Source organism: Paracandidimonas lactea (assembly GCF_021653995.1).
Lineage (GTDB): Bacteria > Pseudomonadota > Gammaproteobacteria > Burkholderiales > Burkholderiaceae_B > Allopusillimonas > Allopusillimonas lactea.
Genome location: NZ_JAJJOZ010000009.1, coordinates 64,191 through 87,404, shown reverse-complemented (window position 1 = coordinate 87,404; position 23,214 = coordinate 64,191). Strand labels below are relative to the sequence as shown.

Genomic DNA, 23,214 nt, shown 5'->3' with positions numbered 1-23,214 from the left:
GGGGCTGGAACAAAAGCAGCTGGATTAATGCGACAGGCGGGTGCGGTCGTCGGCCAGCAATTCTTCGAAAATCAGGTGGTCGACCTCGGCCTCCTGGCTCCAGAGCACCATGAGCGCAATGATCTTGATTTTGCCGAGCGAAATGGGTGATTCGTGTGTGGCCTGAGCCCGTTCGATCACGATCTCGCGCAGCGCAGCGGGCAGCACACCAGAGTTTTCCAGGAAGGTGATAAAGCCGATGGCTTGGCTGCCCAGCGTCTGGTATTCGTAATCGGTGAAGATGCGCCGACTGTTGCTTTGAGGCAACTGGGCCAGAGGCCCGCACTGTTCGGTGGTTTCCGCTAGCCCATTGAGCCAGCCCAAGGCCTCGTTAATGTCTTCGTGCTCGAAGCCCACGGCGGCCAGTTTGTGGGCCAGGACGTCTGCCTCGGGGCAGGCCTGGGGCGTGTAATAATTTTCGAACAGATAGACCAGAATATCGTACATAGCTGAGAGGTTCCGGTTGCCGTTTACAAGAAAAACTGAAAACTTTTGAAGGGAAAACCGGGATACAGTCGGATCCACTGTACGCTGATTTCTGGCCCCCGGCAACTTGGGATTGTTGCGGTAATCCTACGTCGCCCAAGGGGGCTCGCGGCTTAGCTCTCCAGTGTAATCAATTCGGCGCCATCTGTTACCTGATCGCCCACCGCAAAGAATATCTCGCCCACCGTGCCGTCCTTCGGGGCAGAGATCGTATGCTCCATTTTCATGGCTTCCATGACCAGCAAGGTATCGCCGCTGCGCACGGTATCCCCCGCCTGTACGGCAATAGCGATGATTTTGCCCGGCATCGGGGCGGCAAGGCTGCCACCATGATCGCCGGCGTCATCGCTGGCATGGGTGACAGGGTCGTGCAATTGCAGGACACGCGTGGCGCCTTGCGCATACACATGGATGCGTTCCCCCTCAATGACCACACTGGCATTGGCGTCCGTGCCGTCCAGGCGGATGCGGATCTGATAAACGCCGCCGGCTTCCTGTACCCGCCATTCCAGGTGGTGCGCCAGCGTTTCGCCGGGGTCGGCCGCCGTGGCGCCTTCAGGTAGCACGGCGAATGTCCACGCGCCGTCCGCGCTCGCGATGCGTACCTGACGGCTGATACTGCCATCAACCAGGGTAAACGCTTGCCGATATTGGCCCGCCACGCGCCAGCCGTCTGCCGCGTTCCATGGATCCTGGCGACGTTCCGCATTGCGCGGATTGTGGCTGGGCAGCCCCTGGCGCGCCAGCAAGGCTGCCACGGCCAGGGCGAGTTCGGTTTCCGTTGCGGGGCGCGCAGGTGGAAACAACGCATGGTTGCGACGTTCGATCAGCCCGGTATCCAGGTCGGCGGCCGCAAAGGCGTCGTCGAGCATCAGCCGGCGCAGAAAGGCAATATTGGTCTGCACACCCACGCTGCGGATGTCGGCCAGCGCTTGCGCCATGCGTGCGCGGGCCTGGTCGCGGTCATCGCCTCGTACGATAAGCTTGGCAATCATCGGGTCGTAGTAGGGCGTGATGGTATCGCCGACGCGCACGCCGCCATCGACGCGGACGTCGCCATTGCGAAACGCCACATGCGGGGGGAAGACCAGCGTGGATAGCGTGCCGATAGAAGGCAGGAAGCCATTGTCGGGGTTCTCGGCATAGATGCGCGCCTCGATGGCGTGCCCGGCCAGGCGCAGGTTTTCCTGGCGGGCGGGCAGCGGCTGGCCCGCAGCCACCCGCAGCTGCCACTCGACCAGATCGTGGCCGGTGATCATTTCGGTGACCGGGTGCTCTACCTGCAGGCGGGTGTTCATCTCCATGAAGTAGAAGCGGCCGTCGGGCTCGGCAATGAATTCCACCGTGCCCGCGCCTACGTAACCCACGGCTTTGGCGGCCGCCACGGCGGCTTCACCCATGGCGCGGCGTCGTTCCTCCGTCATCCCCGGGGCGGGCGCCTCTTCGATCACTTTCTGGTGGCGCCGCTGCACAGAGCAGTCGCGCTCGAACAGATAGACACAGTTACCGTGGGTGTCGGCAAACACCTGGATCTCGATGTGGCGCGGCTTGGTGAGGTAGCGCTCGATCAATACCTTGTCGTCGCCAAAACTGCTGGCGGCTTCTCGCTTGCAAGATGCCAGCGCATCGGCGAACGCATCGGCGCTGTTCACAATGCGCATGCCTTTGCCGCCGCCACCGGCGCTGGCCTTGATGAGCACCGGATAGCCAATGGCATCGGCCTGCTGTTGCAGAAAGGCTGAGTCCTGGTTGTCACCGTGGTAGCCGGGTACCAGCGGTACGCCGGCTTTTTCCATCAGGCTTTTGGCGGCGGATTTGCTGCCCATGGCAGCAATGGCGCTGCCGGGCGGGCCCACGAACACAATGCCCGCGTCGGCGCAGGCCTGGGCAAAGGCTTGGTTTTCCGACAAGAATCCGTAGCCTGGATGGATAGCTTGGGCGCCGCTGCGGCGCGCGGCGTCGATGATGGCATCGGCGCGCAGGTAGCTCTGGCGCGGTTCGGGGCCGCCGATATGTACGGCGGTGTCGCAGGCGGCGACATGGCGCGCGGTGGTATCGGCATCGGAATAGACCGCGACTGTGCGCAGGCCCATGCGCCGCGCGGTGGCGGCTACGCGGCAGGCGATTTCGCCGCGATTTGCGATAAGCAGGGTGGTGAACACGTGGACTCCTTGCGCTTACATGCGGAACACGCCGAAGCGCGTGTCGTCGATCGGGGCATTGAGGGCGGCGGACAGTGCCAGCGCCAACACGCGGCGCGTGTCGGCGGGCTGGATGATGCCGTCGTCCCATAGCCGGGCGGTGGCGTAGTAGGGATGGCCTTCGTGTTCGTACTGGTCGCGGATCGGCGCTTTGAACGCTTCTTCTTCGTCGGCGCTCCAGGTGCCGCCGCGAGCCTCGATACCGTCGCGCTTGACGGTGGCCAACACACTGGCCGCCTGTTCGCCGCCCATGACAGAAATGCGTGCATTGGGCCACAGGAACAGCATGCGCGGGCCGAAGGCGCGGCCGCACATGCCGTAATTGCCGGCGCCGAATGACCCGCCGATGAGCACCGTGAACTTGGGCACCGATGCGGTGGATACGGCTGTGACCATCTTGGCGCCGTGGCGCGCGATGCCTTCGTTTTCGTATTTGCGGCCCACCATGAAGCCGGTGATGTTCTGCAGGAAGATCAGCGGTATCTTGCGCTGGCAGCACAGCTCGATGAAGTGCGTGCCTTTTTGCGCGGCTTCGGAGAACAAGATGCCGTTGTTGGCGATGATGCCGACCGGCATGCCGTGTATGTGCGCAAACCCTGTCACCAGCGTGGTGCCGAAGCGCGCCTTGAACTCATCGAATTCCGAGCCGTCGACGATGCGGGCAATGACTTCGCGAACGTCATAGGGCTTGCGGGTGTCTGTGGGGATGATGCCGTTCAGTTCCCGCGGATCGTACAAGGGTTCAGCCGGTATGCGCAGCGCCATGGCGGGCTGCTTGCGCAGGTTCAGCCGCGCGATGGCCTGGCGGGCCAGGTTCAGCGCGTGCAAGTCGTCGTTGGCCAGGTGATCGGCTACGCCCGACAAGCGGGTATGCACGTCGCCGCCGCCCAGGTCTTCGGCGCTTACGACTTCGCCCGTGGCGGCTTTGACCAGCGGGGGGCCGCCCAGAAAGATCGTGCCCTGATTTTTGACAATGATGGACTCATCGCTCATGGCTGGCACATAGGCGCCGCCAGCTGTGCACGACCCCATCACCACAGCAATCTGGGCAATGCCAAGGGCCGACATGGTGGCCTGGTTGTAGAAGATGCGCCCGAAGTGTTCTCGGTCTGGAAAGACTTCGTCCTGGTTTGGCAGATTGGCGCCGCCCGAGTCCACCAGGTAAATGCAGGGCAGGCGGTTCTCGCGTGCGATCTCTTGCGCGCGCAGGTGTTTCTTGACGGTCAGTGGATAGTAGGTGCCGCCCTTTACTGTTGCGTCGTTGCACACCACCATGCATTCGATGCCGGCAACGCGGCCGATGCCCGTGATCAGCCCTGCGCCGGGCGCGTCGTTGTTATAGACATCGTGGGCCGCCATGGGCGAAAGTTCCAGGAAAGGCGTTCCCGGATCGAGCAGTTTCTCGACACGGTCGCGCGGCAGCAGCTTGCCGCGCGCCAGGTGTCTGGCGCGCGCGGCATCGGTGCCGCCGCGTGCGGTGCGCAAGAGCTGGTCGCGCAAGTCATCGACCTGGGCTTGCATGGCGGCGGCATTGTCGACGAACGCCTGCGACCGGGGATTTATTTTGCTTTCTATGACGGGCATAGCGATTCCAGAAAAAATGTCTCCTCTGGCCGGCCCGTTTCAGGCTGGCGCGGGTGGCCGGTTACGTCGGCCGGACGTGTGCAGCACGCCTGGCTGCCGTGCCGGCCAAGCAATGCCGGGGCCGATGACTTGCCCCGGATGCCTGGTCGGCCGCACTGCAGCCCGGCATTGCCGTTCAGACCATTTCGATAGCCATGGCCACTGCTTCGCCGCCGCCGATGCACAGCGTGGCGATGCCGCGTTTGCCGCCTGTTTTGCGCAGCGCGCCGACCAGCGTGGCCATCAGGCGGGCGCCCGATGCACCGATGGGGTGGCCCATCGCCGTGGCGCCGCCGTGCACGTTCACTTTGTCGTGCGGCAGGTTCAGCTCATTCATGGCGGCCATTGTCACCACCGCGAAGGCTTCGTTGATTTCGTACAGATCGACGTCTTCGGCTTTCCAGCCCGCGCGCTCGAGCAGCTTCTGCAGCGCGCCCACGGGCGCTGTGGTGAACCAGCCAGGTTCTTGCGAGTGCTGGCTGTGGCCGACGATGCGGGCCAGTGGCGTGGCGCCGAGTTTCTTGGCGGTGGATTCGCGCATCAGCACCATGGCAGCCGCGCCGTCCGAAATAGACGAGGCATTGGCGGCCGTTACCGTGCCATCTTTCTTGAAGGCGGGCTTGAGGCCGGGAATTTTCTCGGGCATGGCCTTCATGGGTGCTTCGTCTGTGTCGATCACCGTGTCGCCCTTGCGGCCGGCCACCGTCACGGGTGCGATTTCCCACTTGAAGCTGCCGTCTTCCGTGGCAGCGCGGGCGCGGCGCAGCGACTCGAGCGCGAAGGCGTCCTGCTGCTCGCGTGTGAAGGAATACTTGGCGGCGCAGTCTTCGGCAAACACGCCCATGGCGGTGCCGCGCTGGTAGGCGTCTTCCAGGCCATCCAGGGCCATGTGGTCGTATACGGTGGAATGGCCGTAGCGATAGCCCTGGCGGCCGCGCAGCAGCAGGTAGGGGGCGTTGCTCATGCTTTCCTGGCCGCCAGCCACGATGACGTTTGCACTGCCGGCAAGCAGCAGGTCGTGGCCGAACATGGCAGCCTTCAGGCCGGAGCCGCACACCTTGTGGACGGTGGTGCAGCCCACGCCCTTGGGCAGGCCTGCGCCCAGCGCGGCTTGGCGGGCTGGCGCCTGGCCCTGGCCAGCCTGCAGGACGTTGCCCATGATGACTTCATCGACGGCCTCGGGCTGGATACCGGCGCGTTCGACGGCAGCCTTGATCGCAATGGCACCCAGTTCATGGGCGGCGAGGCCGGACAAGCTGCCCATCATGCCGCCCATGGGCGTACGGGCAATGGACACGATAACGACGGGATCGGACATGATAATGCTCCTGTGATTCAGCGTGGGGTGTCTGATTGAGGGTGAAAGGCGAGAACGCTTGGCAAGCGTCGGCTGGCCTCGTACGGAAAAATATCTTCGATGCGTCCGGCGCCGGCGCGCGCGCGGCAAGCCTGCCACCAATCGGCATCGAGCAGGTCGGCGTGATACTTGAGAAAGGCATGGCGCACCCGCGGATCGCCCAGCAGGAAATGCCGGAATTCTTCCGGAAATACATCGTTCGCGCCCACCGGATACCACGGTTCGTCGGACAGTTCGGCCTCGGGGTTGGGGGCGGGCGGGATGCGGCGGAAGTTCATCTCCGTCATGCGCTGGATTTCATCGTAATCATAGAACACGACCCGGCCCAGGCGGGTGAGGCCGAAGTTCTTGAACAGCATGTCGCCCGGGAAGATGTTGGCCGCCGCCAGTTCGCGGATGGCGTCGCCATAGTGGCGCACGGCCTGCTCTACCGCCGTATCGGATGCCCGCGTCAGATACAGGTTTAGTGGCGTCATGCGGCGCTCGATATACACATGCCGCAGTACGATGGTGTCGCCGTCTTCTTCGAGCAGGCTGGGTACTTGGTCGCGCAGCTCGGCAAGCAGGGCGGGCGAAAAGCGCGCGCGTGGCAGGGCAACCTGTGAATACTCCCACGTATCGGCCATGCGGCCCACGCGGTCGTGCTTCTTGACCATCTGATACTTGCGGCGCACCGTTGCGTGGTCCATGCCCGGCTTGGCAATGCGGTCGCGAATCAGCTTGAACACGTAGGGGTAAGACGGCAGCGTGAACACTGTCATCACCAGGCCGCGTATGCCCGGTGCCAGGTCGAAGCTGTCGCGCGAATGCACCAGGTGATACAGGAAGTCGCGGTAGAACAGCGTCTTGCCTTGTTTCTGCAGGCCGATGGTGGTGTAGATCTCGGCCTTGGGCTTGCGCGGAAACAGCGAATTCAGGAAGCTGACATATTCGGCCGGCGTTTCCATGTCGACCAGGAAGTACGCGCGCGTGAAGCTGAACAGCGTGCTCAAGTCGTCGGCGGTATGCAGCAGTGCGTCCACGTACACATGGCCCGACGGCGTATGCAGCAGGGCAATGGCGAAGGGGTGGATGGCACCCTGGTTGATCAGCCGCCCCACCACATAGGCGCCTTTGTTGCGAAAGAACAGCGAGTTGAGCACTTGGATCTGGCAGTCGTCGCCCAGGCGCGGCGAGCCGCCGCGCGGCAGCCGCTCGCGCAGCTGGCGCACCGCCATGCGGGCCAGCGCGCGTGCGTCGGCGGGAAGGTCGGCAAACGGTGCGGCCAAGCCAAAATCAGCCAGCATGCGGATCAGCGAAGCCTGCAGGCCTTCGCGGGTAGGGTAGTACACACGGTAAGAAGGAAGGCGGCTGTCCAGGTATTCGGTGGCGATGGCCGGGCGCACAAACAGAAAATCGTTGTGAAAGTAATCCCGATGCAGGATGCGGCACGACACCGAATTGAAGAACGTTTCAGCGCATTCGGGCTGGCGATGGCCCGCCAGCAGCGTGACGAATTCAGCTTTGACGGCCTGCCAGTAGGCTTCCTGAGCCGGCGTGAGATTTTTGTAGCTGTTATCGTCCGGCCTGGCGTCGCTGCCCTTGAGGGCCGCCGCCAGCACCGTGGTGCATTCGCGCACACGTGTGTCGTAGTACTCGATACGCTCGCGCGCGAGCTGTTGGATGCCATGCCAGTCGCCCGATTCGAACAGCGACTTGGCGCGCTGTGCGCCATAGCGAAACAGTGCGTAGTGGCGGTTGAAGCCATCGAGCATGGTTTGCGCAACAGCGCGCGGCGCGAGGCCGGCGCGCGCTGCGGGTTCGATGCGTTGATGGTCGCCGACGTAGGTCATGGCAGGCTTGGAAGAGTCAGGTGTTTCGGTTGTTCAGGCGGCTTGGCTGCTTATACGATACCCCGCTTCAGGCTGTTTCGTTGAATAGCTCGCGCCCGATCAGCATGCGGCGGATCTCGCTGGTGCCTGCACCGATCTCGTACAGCTTGGCGTCGCGCCACAGGCGGCCGGTGGGGTATTCGTTGATGTAGCCGTTGCCGCCCAGGATCTGCACGCCTTCGCCCGCCATCCAGGTGGCTTTTTCGGCGCAATACAGAATGACCGCGGCACAGTCTTTACGCACCTGGCGCACATGCCCCGCCCCAAGCTGGTCAAGGTTTTTGCCCACGGTGTAGCAGAATGCGCGGCTGGCCTGCAGCGTGGTGTACAGGTCGGCCATCTTGCCTTGTATAAGCTGGAATTCGCCGATGGGCTGGCCGAACTGCTTGCGATCATGCACATAGGGCACCACCACATCCATGACGGCCTGCATGATGCCCAAAGGGCCGCCCGCCAGCACCGCGCGTTCGTAGTCCAGGCCGCTCATCAGCACCTTGACGCCGCCGTTTAACGCACCCAGCACGTTTTCTTCGGGCACCTCGCAGTCCTGGAACACCAGCTCGCCGGTATGGCTGCCCCGCATGCCGAGTTTGTCGAGTTTTTGCGCCACCGAAAAGCCCTTGAAGCCTTTCTCGACGATGAAGGCGGTGATGCCGCGCTGATGGGCTTCGGGGTCGGTCTTGGCATAGACGACCAGCGTATCTGCGTCGGGGCCATTGGTGATCCACATCTTGGTGCCGTTGAGCACGTACCGGTCGCCTTTCTTGTCAGCGCGCAGCTTCATGCTGACCACGTCGGAGCCGGCGCCCGGTTCGCTCATGGCCAGTGCGCCGACGTGCTCGCCCGAGATGAGCTTGGGCAGGTACTTGCGCTTTTGCGCCTCGGTGCCGTTGCGGTGGATCTGGTTCACGCACAGATTGGAATGTGCGCCGTACGACAGCGCCACCGATGCGCTGGCGCGGGAGATTTCTTCCATGGCCAGCATATGAGCCAGATAGCCCATATTGGCGCCGCCGTACTCTTCGCTGGCCGTCATGCCCAGCAGCCCCAGTTCGCCGAATTTTCGCCACAGGTCCATGGGAAATTGGTCGCTGCGATCGATCTCGGCGGCGCGGGGGGCGATCTCGGCCTGCGCGAACGTGCGTACGGCATCGCGTAGCATGTCCAGGTCGGCGCCGAGGTCGAAGTTCAGGCCAGGCAGATTCATTGTCGTCTCCATGTTGGCGAGGTGGCAGCCCCGAGGGTGCCCCTGTGTATGTTTTACAACTGTCCGCCTAAGCGTGCAGCATAGCGAAATAGTGTGTCAGGGATTTTATATTACGTTTACGTAAACGTAAATTGGTACACACATCAAAAATCGATGCGGATCAAGTCTGCAGCCCTTTACTGGCGCGGCCCTTGGCGCTGCGGCCCCTGCCGGCGTCGGCGGGCTGAGGGGCGGCCTCAGGCGTGGCAGCCTTGCGGCCGGTGCCCGCTTGTTTGCGCGCCAGCAAGCCACGGCTGATGGTTTCCTGTTCGTCAATTTCCTTCAGCGTGAGGTCGATGTCCTGGCGCTGGCGCAACAGTTGCGCGCGATGTTGGCCCAGCACGTCCAGGTAGTGGCGCAACTGGGCCTGTGTGTCGGTGGGTGCATCGTACATATTGATCAGGCTGACGATTTCGCTTAACTGCAGGCCCAGGCGTTTGCCGCGCAAGGCGAGCTTGAGCCGTGTGCGGTCGCGTGCGGTGTAGACTCGGTTGCGGCCTTCGCGCTGCGGGCTGACGATGCCTTGGTCTTCATAGAAGCGTATGGTGCGCGGCGTAATGGAAAACTCTTGCGCCAGTGCGGAGATGGTCCAGGTAGGCTCGGCCATGATTTGACTTGCCGTTAACGTTAACGTAAACATGATGCCATAATACGTCATCGAATCACAGCATCCCTATCGGAGACATACCGCATGAACCCTAACGAGCAGAAACTCGAGTACCCGCTTGGCGAACAGTTGCCCCAGCCGGGCACCGCGCTGGCCGTGGCCGACGGCGTACGCTGGGTGCGTCTGCCGCTGCCCTTTGCGCTGGATCACATTAATGTCTGGCTGCTGCGCGATCAAATCGATGGACGCGAGGGCTGGACCATCGTCGATTGTGGCGTGGCTCGCGACGAGGTGAAGGCACAATGGGAACAGATTTTTGCCGAGGCGCTTGATGGCCTGCCTGTGCTGCGGGTCATCGTCACTCATATGCATCCCGACCATATAGGCCTGGCGGCATGGCTGTGCGAGCGCTGGCAGGCGCCGCTGTGGATGACGATGACCGACTATGCGACAGCGGGCTTGTGGTCTACGGGCAGCCATACGGGCGGGCCCAGCGGCAACGGTGCGCTGGCGCACTACATGCGCCACGGCTTGGTCGACCCCGAGGCCCAAGAGGCCATCGGTAAACGCAAAAACTACTATCCTGGGCTGGTGCCGGCCGTCCCTCACACGTTCCGCCGCATTATGAACGGCGACCGTATCCATGTGGGTGGCCGCGAGTGGCGCGTGATTGTTGGCTACGGCCACGCGCCCGAACATGCTTCGTTGTACTGCGAAACCCTGCAGGTGCTGATCTCGGGCGACATGTTGCTGCCGCGCATCTCCACCAACGTCAGCGTGTTCAACTTCGAGCCCGAAGCCAACCCGCTGCCGCTTTACCTGAATTCCCTGCGCGCATATGACGACCTGGCGCGCGAAACCCTGGTGCTGCCTTCGCACGGACGGCCATTTCGCAATATGCACGAGCGCCTCGCTCAGCAGCATGCCCATCACGCCGAACGTCTTGACGAGGTGCTGGCCGCCTGTACGCAGCCCCAAAGCGCCGCCGATATCGTGCCCACGATGTTCCGTCGCAAGCTGGATCACCATCAGCTCACCTTTGCCATGGGCGAGGCCTTGGCCCACCTGCACGCCCTGTATTACGAAGGCCAACTGCGCCGCATTCTGGGCGAGGACGGCATCTACCGCTTTCAGCGTGTCGGTGCTGATTAGGTGTTGAGCCCCGAGCGGTCGAGCGCCTTGGGGCCATGCTTTGAGGCGCCATACACCCAGACATTCCGCCGATGGCCCAATGTGCTTTGTTGGGCAAGAGATATATCGTTCACGGCAGTGCGGGGGGCATGCTTGGGGCGGCCGCGCCTCAGCGCCCCGACACCGCCAGCTTGACGGCCAGCCCCAGAAAGACAATGCCGGCCAGGCGATCCAGCGCACGCTGGATGCGGGGCGATGACTGCAGGCGCTCGCCCAGTGAGCCCGAGAACCAGGCGAGCAGGCCAAACACCAGCAGCGTGGCAAGCATGAACAGGCCGCCCAGGGCCAGCGTCTGCAGCGCCACCGAGCCGCGCGCGGGCGCGGTGAACTGCGGTAAAAAGGCCAGGAAGAACAGCGACACCTTGGGATTGGTGAGGTTCATGATGATGCCGCGGCGGTAGAGTCGGCGCGGCGTGAGCGCGGCGGGCTTGCCGTCGGCACGGGCGCCGCCGCGCGAGCGCAGCGCCTGCCAGGCCAAGTAGACAAGATAGGCGGCGCCAGCCAGCTTCAGCACGGTGAAGGCGGCCTGCGAGGCGGCAAACACAGCGGCCAAACCGACAGCCACCGCCACTGTGTGACCGACCAACCCGGTGCACAGCCCCAGCACCACCAGCATGCCCGCCTTGCGGCCGCACATGGCCGATTGCATCAGCACAAAAAGGTTGTCGGGGCCCGGCGCCAGCGCCAGCAGCACGGCGACACCGAAGAAGGACAGGGCAACTTCTACTGGAATCATGCCGGGAGACGGATACACTATGAGCCGGAAGGGGCGGAGCTGCCATTCTAAACCTGGCCGCGTGCGGCATGCGGCTGTGCAATGCCCAACCATGAACCTCACAACACGCGCCGGATGACCATGACAACCAAGCACCCACGCCACCTCGATACAACGCTGCAGCATACGGGCATTGCGCCCTTTGACCCTGAAACCGGCGCCGCGCCGGTCGCGCTGCCGTCCATGCGCACCAGTACAGTGCGTTTCCGCGACTTGGCGTCGCTGGAGCGAGCCACCGCGCACAAGGCCAAGGGCGAACGTGGGGTCACGTATGGGCGCATTGGCATGGAGACGCACGCCGCGCTCGAACAGGTGTTCTGCGAGCTCGAGGGCGCGCGCCGCGCCTACCTCGCCTCTTCGGGTCTGGGGGCCATCACACTGGCGCTGTTCAGCCTGCTTGGCAACGGCGACCACATGCTGGCGGCAGACTGCGTCTATGGGCCGGTGCGGCATCTGGATCACTCGGTGTTGTCGCGCATGGGCATCGCCACCACGTTCTGCCGCGCCACACCAGAGGCGTTAAAAGCGGCGCTCCAGCCCAATACCAAGGTGCTGTACGTAGAATCACCCGGTTCGCTGTTGTTCGAAATGCTGGACATGCCGGCGCTGGCCGAGTTTGCGCACGCGCACGGGCTGGTACTGGTCACCGACAATACCTGGGGCTCGGGCTATATCTACCGCCCGTTGGATCTGGGCGCCGATGTGTCTGTCGTGGCGGGCACCAAGTATCTGGGCGGCCACTCCGATCTCATGCTGGGTGCCGTCATGGCCAGCGATCCGGCCATTGTCCGGCGGATCAACGATACGCACTACGCCATGGGCTACTCGATCAGCGCCGACGATGCGTGGCTGGCCCTGCGCGGCGCGCGCACGCTGCCTTTGCGGATGCGTCAGGCCGGTGAAAACGCCCTGCGGGTATGTGAGTTCCTGCATCAGCGCCCCGAGGTTGCCCGCATCTATCACCCGGCGTGGCCGCAAGATCCTGGCCACGGTTTGTGGCAGCGCGACTGCACCGGGTCCAATGGCATGCTGTCCGTGGCCCTGAAGCTGGATGATGCCGCCACCTGCCGGTTTGTGGACCGGCTGGAGCTCTTCAGCATTGGGTTCTCATGGGGCGGGTTCGAAAGCCTGGTACAGCGGGTAGACCCGGGCGCACTGCGCGCGCATGGTTACTGGCCGCACGACGAACATGCGGTCGTGCGTCTGCACATTGGCCTGGAGTCACCCGACGACCTGATCGCCGACATTGCCCGCGCGCTTGACCGGGCCCAACGTTCCGAAGCGGCTCAGTAGGCGGCCCTATACGCAAGGGCTTGGGCGAACGGCCGGGCCAAGGGTACTGGAGAAAGGCGCGGATACATGCGGGCGGCCGGTGCCATTGAAGGGCTCCGTTGTACGCCTTGCGTTGCCTTCAGGCCGGCGCCTGCTCCGTATCCTGGCGCCGTACGCGCATCCGGTAACGCTCGACGCTGTCGTTCAGGTGTTTGAACATCGCGGCGCGGGCCGCGCCGGCGTCTCCCCGCATGATGGCAGTGACGATGGTGTCATGCTCGCGCGCTGTACGCTTTTCGTAGGCGGCTAGTTCGGCGTCGGGCCTGCCGGTGCGTTTGACGTTGAGATCAAGCATCACGTCGCGGATCGACGACTGGAGCAGCTGCGGAAAATGCGGGTTGTTGGACGCACGTGCAATGGCCAGGTGAAAGGCATAGTCGGCCTCCGCGGCCCGACGGGCATCGGTGATCGTATTGCAGGCGTCATAGGCGGCCACGATGTCGGCCATGTCTTGCGGCGTGCGCCGTTCGGCCGCCAGGCCCGCCGCCTCCACCTCCAGGCCGATGCGCAGTTCGAGCACATGCAGGGCTGCGCGGCCGTCGGCGGTGCTGACGTGCGGCAGGCTAACGGTTGATGCGGGCGGCGGCACCACAAATACGCCGACCCCGGGCTTGCTGACCAGCCGCCCCGCGAGACGCAGCGACGCCACAGCTTCGCGCACCACCGTACGGCTGACGCCGAACTCTTTGCACAGCTCGTGTTCGGACGGCATGCGTTCGCCCGCGCGATAGATCTGGCGGTCGAGGCGGTTGGATAGTTCGCGGATAAGCGTGCCTGTGAGGCTGCCGCGTGAGTGTGGCTGCGTAGTTGGGGCGCGCACGGCGCATCCTCCTTGGGGACAGCATTCTGGCGGGGATAACCCTAGCTTTCCAGCAGGTTCCGGGCTCGCTTATTCTACACCTGTATGATGGCAGCGATATGAGGGCTGGCCAGATCAGACCGCACTGGCGCCGTGCATGCATCCGCTGCTTCCCGACACCTCTTCCGGAGAACGTGATGCGACGCTTCATGAAGCTGGCCCTTGCGCTGGCGCTGTCGGCCCCTGGGCTTGCACTATCCCAAACCACCTGGACAATGGCCACCGGGTATCCCGAAGACAGCTTTTTCACCAAGAACATTCGCCAGTTCGCCCAAGAAGTCGAGAAAGAAAGCGGCGGCCGCCTCAAGTTTGATATTCGCAGCAATGGCACGTTGATCAAGCATGATGCGATCAAGCGCGCGGTGCAGTCAGGCCAGGTGCAGGCGGGCGAGATCCGCTTTGGCGTATACGGCAACGAAGACGCGGTCTATAACCTGGATGGCCTTCCCAATATTGCGTCCACCTACAAAGAGGCGCGCTTGCTCGCCCAGGCCCAGGATAAATACTTCGATAATCTGTTCGGCAAGAACGGCATGCGCGTCATTGCTTATGTGCCCTGGCCGGGCCAGGGGTTCTACACCAAGACACCCGTCAAGAAGCTGGAAGACTTCAAGGGCATGAAGCTGCGCATCTACTCCAAGCCCACACAGAAAATGGGCGAGATGTTGGGCTTCGAGGCCACCATTTTGCCGTTTGCAGAGGTGCCGCAGGCTTTTGCCACCGGCCTGATCAACTCCCAGTTCACCAGTGCGCAAACCGGTATCGACATCCAGGCCTGGGACAACGTCAAATACTTCATGTACGCCGGTACCCTGTACAACAAAAACGGCATCATCATCAACGATCGCGCGTTCCGCAAGCTGGACAAAGACGTGCAGAAGATCGTGCTGGATGCTGGCCAGCGGGCCACCGACCGTGGCTTTACATTGAGCAAAGAGGCGGGCGAATCAACCATTGCGGTGCTGAAGCAACATGGCATGGAAGTCACCGAGGCACCCAAGGATATCCAGGAAGCGCTGGCGCGCATCGGTGAAACCATGATGAAGGACTGGCGCGAGACCGCCAGCCCCGAGCAGCAGAAAGTGCTCGATGACTACCTGGCCATGAAGAAGAAGGGTGGGGATGCGTAAGGCACTCGACGGCTTGTATTTGGCCAGCGGTGCGCTGGCCGCCATTTTTCTTGCCGCGATCGCTGTCGTCATTATCATCCAGGTTGTTGCGCGCATGCGCGGTATTGCCTTCGACTCCACAGAGCTGTCGGGCTTCTTCATGGCTGCGTCGACGTTCCTCGGGCTGGCCTACACCTTTCGCGCGGGCGGCCACGTTCGCGTGAGCCTGCTGGTCAACAGCATGGGTGGCGCGCGCCGAAAGATGCTCGAACTGTGGTGCTGCGCCTTCGGTGCCGGCCTGTCTGCCTTCGTGTCCTGGAACGTGTTGTTGTTCACGCTCGAGTCCTTCGAATACCAAGACGTCAGCCCCGGCCTGATGGCCATCCCGTTCTGGATTCCGCAGGCGGGCATGAGCGCCGGGATGATTATTCTGACGATTGCGCTGCTTGACGCGGCCGTGGCCGTCGCCACAGGGCGCCGCGCGGGCTACGAAGAAAACGTCGACACCGCGCTGGACTGATCCCCCGCGCACCCGTATCAACGAGACTTCAGGAATCATCCTCCATGGATCAGCTTTCGGCTTTTGTCATTTCCGGTATCCTGCTCGCCATTCTGCTTGCGCTGCTTGCCAGCGGCGTATGGATTGCACTGGCCTTGGCGGCTATTGGCGTATTCGGGCTGGCGTTGTTCTCCAGTTCGCCGGTCGGCTCGCTGGTGGCTTCATCGATGTGGGACGCCAGTTGGGGCTGGCCCATGACGGCGCTGCCGCTGTTCATCTGGATGGGCGAAATCCTGTTCCGCTCGCGCTTGTCCGAGGACATGTTCAAGGGCCTGGCGCCTTGGGTCAATTGGTTGCCGGGGCGCCTGTTGCACGTCAATGTACTGGGCTGCGGCATCATGGCGGCGGTGGCGGGCTCCTCGGCGGTCACATGCGCCACGGTTGCACGCATGAGCCTGCCTGAGCTCAGCCGTCGACGCTACGATGAAAGCCTGATGATCGGCACGCTGGCGGGTTCGGGGACGCTGGGGCTGATGATACCGCCCTCCATCATCATGATCGTGTACGGCGTGGTGGCACAGCAGTCAGTGGCCCGACTGTTCATTGCCGGCATCCTGCCGGGGCTGATGCTGATCGCGCTGTTCATGGGCTACGTGATGATCTGGTCGCTGCTTAATCCAGGCAAGGTGCCTCCGCGTGATCCGCCGCTGACACTTGCGCAGAAACTATGGAATTCCCGTCGGCTGCTGCCGGTTGCCGGCCTCATTATCGCGGTCATTGGCGCCATCTATGGCGGCATCGCCACGCCTACCGAGGCGGCCACGGTGGGCGTGATCGGTGCGCTCGCATTGGCCGCCGCCTCTCGCACACTCACCTGGCGCGCCTTTGTGGACAGCCTGATGTCCGCGATGAAGGTCTCGTGCATGATCTCCTTCATCGTTGCCTGCGCAGCCGCGCTGTCCATAGCCGCCGCCTTTCTCAACATCCCCCAGGCCTTGGCGGCCAAGGTGCAGGCTATGAACATGTCGCCCGCCATGCTGTTGGTGGTGCTCACGCTGTTCTTCATCGTGATGGGGTGTTTTCTCGAAGGCATCTCCATTTTGGTGCTGAGCAGCGCCGTCGTGCTGCCCATGGTGCAGGCCGCAGGCATAGACCTCATCTGGTTTGGCGTCTACATGGTCGTGGTGATCGAGATGGCGCAGATCACACCGCCGCTGGGGTTCAATCTGTTCGTGCTGCAGTCCATGACGGGGCGCGACATCGTGCAGATCACACGGGCGGCCTTGCCATTCTTCGCGCTGCTGGTGCTCGCCGTCATTCTGCTGGCGCTGGTGCCGGGCATCGCCACCTATCTGCCGTCGCGGATGTCGGCCATGTGATCGCCCTGCGATGCGCGAGGCCCGCTGTAGCGAGGGCCGCGTGCATGGCGATCAGCGTGGTGTCAGCGCAGGCTCGCGCAAGCCGCCGCGATGCGATCGCAGGCCAGTGCGATATCCGCCATCGACGCCGCGTACGAGATGCGAAAGTAGGGCGCCAGGCCAAAGCAACTCCCCGGCACCACGGCTGTATCGAAGCTTTCCAGCAAATAGCGACAGAACGCGGTGTCGCTGTCGATCACCGCGCCCTGCGGCGTCTTGCGGCCGATCATCCCCGCGCAGCCCGAGAAGGTATAGAACGCACCCTCAGGGCGCCTGCAGGTAATGCCTTCGATGGCATTCAGGCGCTCCACCACCGCATCGCGGCGCTCCTGGAAAATATCGCGCCGCTGCGCAATGATTTCCTGGTTGCCGTCCAAGGCGGCGACTGCCGCTGCCTGGCTAATGGAACAGGGGTTGGAGGTGCTCTGGCTCTGGACAGTGGCCATGGCGCTGATGAGCGCGCGCGGCCCCGCGCCGTAGCCCAGCCGCCATCCTGTCATGGCATAAGCCTTGGACACGCCATTGACGATCAGGGTGCGCTCGCGCAGGCCCGGCTCCAACTGCAGCGGCGTGACAAAGTCGCGGCCGTCGTAGAGCAGATGCTCGTAGATGTCGTCCGCCATCAGCCATACGTGGGGATGCCGCATCAGCACTTCCAGCAGCGGGCGCAGCGTGTCGGCCGAATAGGCCGCGCCGGTGGGGTTTGATGGCGAATTGAGCAGCAGCCAGCGGGTGCGCGGTGTAATGGCGGCCTCCAGATCCCGCGCCGTCAGGCGAAAGCCGTTCTCTTCGGTACAGGTGATCAGGCGTGGCGCACCCCCGGCAATCTTCACCATATCGACGTAAGACGTCCAGCATGGGGCGGGCAGCAGTACCTCGTCGCCAGGATCCAGCGTGGCCATCAGGGCATTGTGCAGGACCTGCTTGGCGCCGGTGCTGGCCATGATTTCCTGTGGTGCGAAGTGCAGCCCGTTTTCACGTTCAAACTTGCGCGCGATGGCTTCCTTGAGTGCGGCCGTGCCTTCCAGTCCGGTGTATTTGGTATCGCCCGCCTGGATGGCGCGGATAGCGGCTTCCTTGACGTGATCAGGCGTGTCGAAATCAGGCTCCCCGGCGCCCAGCACAACCACAGGGCGGCCTGCGGCGCGACGTTGAGCCGCCAGCGCGCCAATGCGCAGTATCTCGGATACTTCAATGTCGGCGATGCGCGCGGCGCGGCGGAATGCGTGCTGAATATCGCTGCGCGCGCCCGCCAGGGCACGGTCATTCATGATGAACTCCATTCACGGTTGCCATCGGAAGGTCGTCGGGTTGCAGCCCATAGTCTCGCGCCAGTGTGGCCGGGCTGAGATACTCGTTGCGCAAATCGTTGGCCAGTGCCTCGCGGCTGCGCTTTGCGGGGTCGCCGAAGCCGCCGCCGCCGGGCAGCTCCAGCACCAGGCGCTGCCCCTGCGGCACGAATTGCGTGCCTTTTCCGCGCAGGCGCGTGCCGTCTGTCAGGTGCACGCTGCCGCGCTCCCCCGCCTTGCCGCCGGCGCGTCCGCGCGCCGGGTTGTCGATGCGATCGAACATAGCGTTGAAGCGAAAGGAATAGCCTTCACGGGGGCCGAGTTCCATGATCTGGCCTAGGCCGCCCCGATACTCGCCCGCGCCGCTCGATTCGGGCCGCAGCTCCTTGCGCCACACAATCATGGGGCCGGCCTGCTCGGTGGCTTCGGCAGACATCGAGTGCACGCCGCTCGGAAAGGCGGTGGACGACAGGCCGTCCAGGGTCGGCCGCGCACCCGTGCCGCCGCTGTTGAACATCAACATCTCTGCATGTGGCAGGCCAGAGTCCGGCGACAATGGCCGCGCGCTGACGTGGATGTTCCATAGCGCGCCGCTGCCTTCGGCGGGGATGCGCCCGGGGAGGAAATGATGCAGTGCGCCCAACACCAGGTCTGGTACGAAATGGCCCAGTACATGTCGCACCGCTACCGGGCTCGGGTGCTTGGCGTTCAGGATGCAGCCTTCGGGTGCCTTCGCCATAAAGGGTGCCAACGAGCCTGAGTTGTTGGGCACATCCGGCGCGATCACGCACTTCAGGCCATAACAGGAGTAGGCGCGCGCATAGGAGAGCGGCACGTTGATGCCAAAGGGGCTGGCCGGCGACGTACCGGCAAAGTCCGCCATAAGGTGGTCTTCAGCCACCTCCAACTCTACCTGCAGGGTGACATGCTCGTCATAGCCATCCAGCGTCATGGTGTTGCGGTATGTGCCGCGCGGCAAGGCGGCAATGCGTTCACGCGTGGCAGCCAGGCTGTGCGTCAGGATAAATTCGCCGATCTCTTCCAGATCGTCCAGCCCGAATTCGTCCATCATCGCCTGCAAGCGGCCGTGGCCCGTGTCATTGCAGGCCGCCAGGGCGTACAGATCGCCGATCACCATGTCGGCCGAACGCACGTTGTGGCGCAGCATCAGCATCAGGTCTTGGTTGATCTCGCCGCGCCGAGCCATCTTCATGATGGGCACGCATATGCCTTCTTCGTATACTTCGCGGGCATCGGGCCCGAAGCCGCGCCCACCCACATCCACCACGTGCGCTGTGCAGGCGAAATAGCCCGTCAGCCGGCTGTTGCGAAACGACGGCGACACCACCGTGAAGTCGTGCAGGTGTCCGGTGCCCTTCCAAGGGTCGTTGGTGACATACACGTCCCCTTCGAAAATATTGTCGGCGCCGATGGCGTCGATGAAATTGGGTACTGCTTCGGCCATAGTATTGACGTGGCCGGGCGTGCCTGTCACGGCCTGCGCCAGCATGCGCCCCTGGCGGTCGAACACCCCCGCCGACAAGTCGCCCGCTTCGCGCACGCTGGTGCTGAATGCCGTGCGTATCAAAGCCAATGCCTGCTCTTCCACAACAGAAATGAGTCGGTTCCACATCACCTGCATATGGATGGTGTGTACACCTGTCCGCGTCTGCTCAGTCGCCATAATCATGCTCCTTGTGCCGGCTTGCGCTGCACCAGCAGGCAGCCGTCGTGCTGGACAATTGCTTCGAAGGCACTGGTCACCAGCGTGGATGTTTCGTCCTCGACCACGATGGCCGGCCCTTGCACACGCATGCCCGCCGACAGCCGGCCACGCTCGATGATGTCAGCCTGCACGTCCTGTGACAGCCGCGCATCGAAAATGCTGCGCGTTCCGCTGACTGGCGCATCCTTGCCCGGCTCGGCGAGCGTAGCCCGCGTTGCGGGCGGCAGGGGCGAGCTGGCGCGTACGGACCAGGACATGGTCTCGATATCCAAGCCCTCGATAGGCCGGCCGAAATATGTCGTATATGTTTGCTCGAACAGCGCGCGCAGCGTGTCGGTGCGTGTCAGGTCAAAGCCCTCGGGCAGTGCGACCGGGATTTCCCAACCCTGGCCCACATAACGCATATAGACCCGCGATTCGATCACCGGCGCGCCTTCGCGCGTCCCCTGGCTGGCAAAATGCACAGCTTCGTCGCGCAGCTGCGTCATCAGCGCACGAGCGGCATGGGCGTCGAAACGGGAAAGGCGCTGGTTGGCGCTGCGGATGCTTTCGTAGCCAAAGGGCGCCCGCAGAAAGCCGATGGCCGATCCCACACCTGCGCCTGGCGGCACGATGAATCGACTGATGCCCGTTTTCTCGCACAGGCGGGCAGCATGCAGCGGCCCTGCGCCGCCGAAGGTGATCATGGTGTAGCTGCCGATCTCCTTGCCGTTTTCCACCGCGTGCACGCGCGCCGCGTTGCTCATGTTCTCGTCTACGACTTCGGCAATGCCGAAGGCGCCCTGTCGAGGCGGCAGGGCGAGCGTATCGGCGATGCCGCTGCGCACGGCCTGCTCCGCGCGCGCCGCCGACAACTGTATCGAACCACCGGCAAAGTTGTCAGGATCCAGCCGGCCCAGCATCAGGTCGGCGTCGGTGACGGTGGGCTGCGCGCCGCCGCGCTGGTAACAGGCGGGGCCGGGCTCCGAACCCGCGCTTTGTGGCCCGACGCGAATTTGGCGCATACTGTCCACGCTGGCGATGGAGCCGCCGCCAGCGCCGATTTCCACCATTTCGACCACCGGTATGGAAATGGGCATGCCGCTGCCTTTTTTGAAGCGGTAGGTGCGGGCCACTTCGAACGTATTGGCTGTCTTGGGTGTGCGCTGATCAATCAGGCAGATCTTGGCTGTGGTGCCACCCATATCGAAAGACAGCACGGCATCCAGTTGGTACCGGTCGGCGATGTGCGCGGCAAAAATCGCCCCACCCGCAGGGCCCGACTCTACGAGCCGCACCGGGAACTGTGCCGCGCTTTCCACGGATACGATGCCGCCTCCCGAGTGCATGATGAACACCGGGCATTGTGCCCCGGCCTCGTGGATTTTTTCTACCAGCCGATTCAGGTAGGCGGCCATGCGCGGGCGCACATAGGCATTGGCGCATACCGTATTGAAGCGTTCGAACTCGCGGATCTGTGGCGACACTTCGGCGGAAATCGAGATCGACAACGCTGGATTGTGCCGCAGCAGCGCTTCGCGCATAAGCTGTTCGTGGGCCGCATTGACGTAGGCATGCATGAAGCCGATCGCCACGCTTTCGTAGCCGCCGGCGGCGATGCGCGCCGCGAGGGCTTCAACATCCGCCGGATCAGGTGCGATGAGTGCATTGCCATCGGCGTCCATGCGTTCGCGCAGGGTATGGCGGTGACAGCGTTCGATGAGAGGAGGCGGGAGCCGGATGTCCAGATCGTACTGTTCGAACCGGTTTTCGGTTCGCATTTCCAGGACATCGCGAAAGCCTTCGGTGGTGATGAAGGCAGTATGCGCGCCATCGCGGGCGATCAGCGCGTTGGTGGCCAGGGTGGTGCCGTGGATGATGATGCCAATATCGGCCATGCCGATGCCGGCCGCCTCGCAGGCACGCTGCAGGCCGGCGACAATTGCGCGTTCCGGCGCAGTGTAATCGGTCAGAACCTTGATGGAGTGGAGCTGGCCGTCCAGCTCCAGAGCGACATCGGTAAATGTGCCGCCGATATCTACGCCTGCGCGCGCCCGTGTGTGTGCAGCCAATCCATGCTCCTGTGTGCGTGAACAGAAGCCCGCGCGCGGCACCGGCAGGCGCCGGGCGCTACGGCGGGCTGGACAGCTTGTATGATGGGCGCACTATGACAGGTGGTCAATTCATGGTTTTCCCTGCCAGCTCCACCAGCTTCTGGGCCTGCTCGATCGTGCCTTCGTAGGTACCGGTCATGCTGGGCGAGGTGACATACTTGCCGCCTACTGCCAAGCTGGGCGTACCGTCAATCTTGTACAGCTCGGTGAGCTCGTCGGCGCGGGAGATCTTGGCGTTGATGCCGAAGGAGTCGAACACATCAAGGAAAGCTTTGCGGTCTATACCCTGGGTGGTTATCCAGTCAACAATAGCGTCTTTGGTGTACAGGCGCTTATGCTCATTGTGAATGGCATTGAACACTTTGCTGTGCAGATCCAGGCGGTTCATGGCCTCGAGTGTGTAGTACAGACGCTGCATGTCTTTCATGCTGGCATTGAAGGCCACGGGTACGGCCCTGAACGCGACGTTCTTGGGCAGGGTGGCCACCCATTTCTCTACCATGGGCTCCAGCTTGGCACAGTGCGGACAGCTGTAGGAAAAGAACTCCAGCACCTCGATTTTGCCGGTGGTGTCGGAGGGCTGGGCCTGCGGCAGTGTTACGTAGGGGTCGGCCGCTTGTGCGGCGGGCGCCAGCAAGGCGCTTGCGGCCAAGGTGGCAATGGCGAGGGTGCGAGCCAGGATCTGTTTCAGCAGCATGATGTTTGACGGTATCCGTGTTGTTGTGGAAACTGTTCAGACTGTTCCGGCCGCCGCAAGTTCAAGGGCGTACGACCGAGGTTTCGATTTTCTCGGCGCCCAGGCGAGCTCGCGAGCGATTCATTTCGTCGATGCCCTGGAACGGCCCGACGCGAACCCGATTTACCGTGGCGCCGTTGACCTGTGCTTTCTGCACCTGCGCCGGAAGCCCCAGCATGACGATGCGCGCCATGACCGCCTCCGCGTCGCTGGCCGAGCGGAAGGCCCCAGCCTGTAGGAAATACGTGCTTTGGCTGCCTGCGGCGGCAACGGGCTTGCCTGGCTTGCCAGCCGCGGCCTCGGTGCCCGGTGCGGGTTTTTCAGTGCCGGGTGCGGGCTTGTCGGCCCCGGGTGCGGGCCGCGGGGTGACCGCGGGCGCGGTGTTTTCTTTCTTGGTCAGCGTTGAGATCAACTCGCCCAAGGTGTCGGGCCCCGCCGGTACCGGTGGGACCGCGGCATCGCGGCCCGGCAGCGGCGTGGTGGCCAGATCGGGTTGGCCGTTGGCAACGGTGCCAGCCGGGGCGCCCTTGCCGTACAGGCCCAGGTTGGGGTCGGGCGCGTCTTTGACGTCGGGCAGCAGCACATTGGCGGGATCGCGGCTGGCCTTGTCGGCGAAAGGCATGGGCACCTTGGTGACAAACAGGGCGACCCCGACCGCGGCCACCAGCCCCAGCATCAGGCCGACCAGTATGCCAAACAGTGTGCCGCCCCCGGAGCGGGGGCTGGAGGATTTGCGACGTTTAGCAGCCATAGAGAG

At 63.4% G+C, this 23,214-nt stretch carries 19 protein-coding genes; 5 read left to right on the top strand and 14 right to left on the bottom strand.

Features of this window, described 5'->3' with window-relative positions; genetic code table 11:
* Positions 1-24: 24 nt before the first annotated feature.
* The 7 genes from LOL23_RS15565 to LOL23_RS15535 form a co-directional block, all read right to left on the bottom strand.
* On the bottom strand, positions 25-486 hold the full coding sequence (locus LOL23_RS15565; protein WP_160977303.1) for a Smg family protein: 462 nt from the start codon (positions 484-486) through the stop codon (positions 25-27).
* Positions 487-638: 152 nt separating this feature from the next.
* Positions 639-2,687: an acetyl/propionyl/methylcrotonyl-CoA carboxylase subunit alpha gene (locus LOL23_RS15560; RefSeq protein WP_237173850.1), complete on the bottom strand. Its 2,049-nt coding sequence runs from the start codon at positions 2,685-2,687 to the stop codon at positions 639-641.
* Positions 2,688-2,702: 15 nt separating this feature from the next.
* Positions 2,703-4,310, bottom strand: a complete 1,608-nt coding sequence (locus LOL23_RS15555) for a carboxyl transferase domain-containing protein (RefSeq protein WP_160977301.1) — start codon at positions 4,308-4,310, stop codon at positions 2,703-2,705.
* Between the two features lie 175 nt (positions 4,311-4,485).
* Positions 4,486-5,667, bottom strand: a complete 1,182-nt coding sequence (locus LOL23_RS15550; RefSeq protein WP_160977300.1) for an acetyl-CoA C-acetyltransferase — start codon at positions 5,665-5,667, stop codon at positions 4,486-4,488.
* Positions 5,668-5,684: 17 nt separating this feature from the next.
* A complete protein-coding gene (gene aceK / locus LOL23_RS15545) occupies positions 5,685-7,538 on the bottom strand; it encodes a bifunctional isocitrate dehydrogenase kinase/phosphatase (RefSeq protein WP_237173849.1) in 1,854 nt (617 codons plus the stop codon).
* A 67-nt stretch (positions 7,539-7,605) separates the two neighbouring features.
* Positions 7,606-8,784 carry an isovaleryl-CoA dehydrogenase gene (locus tag LOL23_RS15540; RefSeq protein ID WP_160977297.1) on the bottom strand — a complete coding sequence of 393 codons (1,179 nt, stop codon included), beginning with the start codon at positions 8,782-8,784 and terminating at the stop codon, positions 7,606-7,608.
* A gap of 160 nt (positions 8,785-8,944) precedes the next feature.
* Complete coding sequence (locus tag LOL23_RS15535) at positions 8,945-9,430, bottom strand: MerR family transcriptional regulator (RefSeq protein WP_160977295.1); 486 nt, start codon at positions 9,428-9,430, stop codon at positions 8,945-8,947.
* Between the two features lie 84 nt (positions 9,431-9,514).
* On the opposite strand from LOL23_RS15535, the gene LOL23_RS15530 reads away from it, so the two are divergent.
* Positions 9,515-10,582: an MBL fold metallo-hydrolase gene (locus LOL23_RS15530; RefSeq protein ID WP_160977293.1), complete on the top strand. Its 1,068-nt coding sequence runs from the start codon at positions 9,515-9,517 to the stop codon at positions 10,580-10,582.
* Between the two features lie 148 nt (positions 10,583-10,730).
* Here the strand turns inward: LOL23_RS15530 and LOL23_RS15525 are convergent, their stop codons facing one another.
* On the bottom strand, positions 10,731-11,357 hold the full coding sequence (locus tag LOL23_RS15525) for a LysE family translocator (protein ID WP_160977291.1): 627 nt from the start codon (positions 11,355-11,357) through the stop codon (positions 10,731-10,733).
* Between the two features lie 120 nt (positions 11,358-11,477).
* Between LOL23_RS15525 and LOL23_RS15520 the strand changes: the two genes are divergently transcribed.
* Positions 11,478-12,689 carry a trans-sulfuration enzyme family protein gene (locus LOL23_RS15520; RefSeq protein WP_160977289.1) on the top strand — a complete coding sequence of 404 codons (1,212 nt, stop codon included), beginning with the start codon at positions 11,478-11,480 and terminating at the stop codon, positions 12,687-12,689.
* A 118-nt stretch (positions 12,690-12,807) separates the two neighbouring features.
* Here the strand turns inward: LOL23_RS15520 and LOL23_RS19100 are convergent, their stop codons facing one another.
* On the bottom strand, positions 12,808-13,548 hold the full coding sequence (locus LOL23_RS19100; RefSeq protein ID WP_237173848.1) for a FadR/GntR family transcriptional regulator: 741 nt from the start codon (positions 13,546-13,548) through the stop codon (positions 12,808-12,810).
* Between the two features lie 176 nt (positions 13,549-13,724).
* Between LOL23_RS19100 and LOL23_RS15510 the strand changes: the two genes are divergently transcribed.
* The 3 genes from LOL23_RS15510 to LOL23_RS15500 are packed head-to-tail and all read left to right on the top strand — an operon-like array spanning position 13,725 to position 16,574.
* Positions 13,725-14,717: a TRAP transporter substrate-binding protein gene (locus tag LOL23_RS15510; RefSeq protein WP_160977287.1), complete on the top strand. Its 993-nt coding sequence runs from the start codon at positions 13,725-13,727 to the stop codon at positions 14,715-14,717.
* Entirely contained in the window at positions 14,710-15,216 is a 507-nt protein-coding gene (locus LOL23_RS15505) for a TRAP transporter small permease (RefSeq protein WP_160977285.1), read from the top strand. The genes LOL23_RS15510 and LOL23_RS15505 overlap by 8 nt, the downstream gene beginning before the upstream one ends.
* Positions 15,217-15,260: 44 nt before the next feature.
* Complete coding sequence (locus LOL23_RS15500) at positions 15,261-16,574, top strand: TRAP transporter large permease (protein ID WP_160977283.1); 1,314 nt, start codon at positions 15,261-15,263, stop codon at positions 16,572-16,574.
* 62 nt (positions 16,575-16,636) lie between these two features.
* Here LOL23_RS15500 and LOL23_RS15495 read toward each other — a convergent pair whose 3' ends face one another.
* From LOL23_RS15495 to LOL23_RS15475, 5 genes are all read right to left on the bottom strand, one after another.
* A complete protein-coding gene (locus LOL23_RS15495) occupies positions 16,637-17,884 on the bottom strand; it encodes a pyridoxal phosphate-dependent aminotransferase (RefSeq protein WP_160977281.1) in 1,248 nt (415 codons plus the stop codon).
* Complete coding sequence (locus tag LOL23_RS15490) at positions 17,877-19,586, bottom strand: hydantoinase B/oxoprolinase family protein (protein ID WP_160977279.1); 1,710 nt, start codon at positions 19,584-19,586, stop codon at positions 17,877-17,879. Before LOL23_RS15490 ends, LOL23_RS15495 begins: the two co-directional genes overlap by 8 nt.
* A gap of 2 nt (positions 19,587-19,588) precedes the next feature.
* Complete coding sequence (locus tag LOL23_RS15485; protein WP_237173847.1) at positions 19,589-21,679, bottom strand: hydantoinase/oxoprolinase family protein; 2,091 nt, start codon at positions 21,677-21,679, stop codon at positions 19,589-19,591.
* 106 nt (positions 21,680-21,785) lie between these two features.
* The gene (locus LOL23_RS15480; RefSeq protein ID WP_160977275.1) at positions 21,786-22,418 is read right to left on the bottom strand and encodes a thiol:disulfide interchange protein DsbA/DsbL; all 633 of its coding nucleotides are present in this window, start codon (positions 22,416-22,418) and stop codon (positions 21,786-21,788) included.
* Positions 22,419-22,479: 61 nt separating this feature from the next.
* Complete coding sequence (locus tag LOL23_RS15475) at positions 22,480-23,208, bottom strand: SPOR domain-containing protein (protein WP_160977273.1); 729 nt, start codon at positions 23,206-23,208, stop codon at positions 22,480-22,482.
* Between the last annotated feature and the right edge of the window lie 6 nt (positions 23,209-23,214).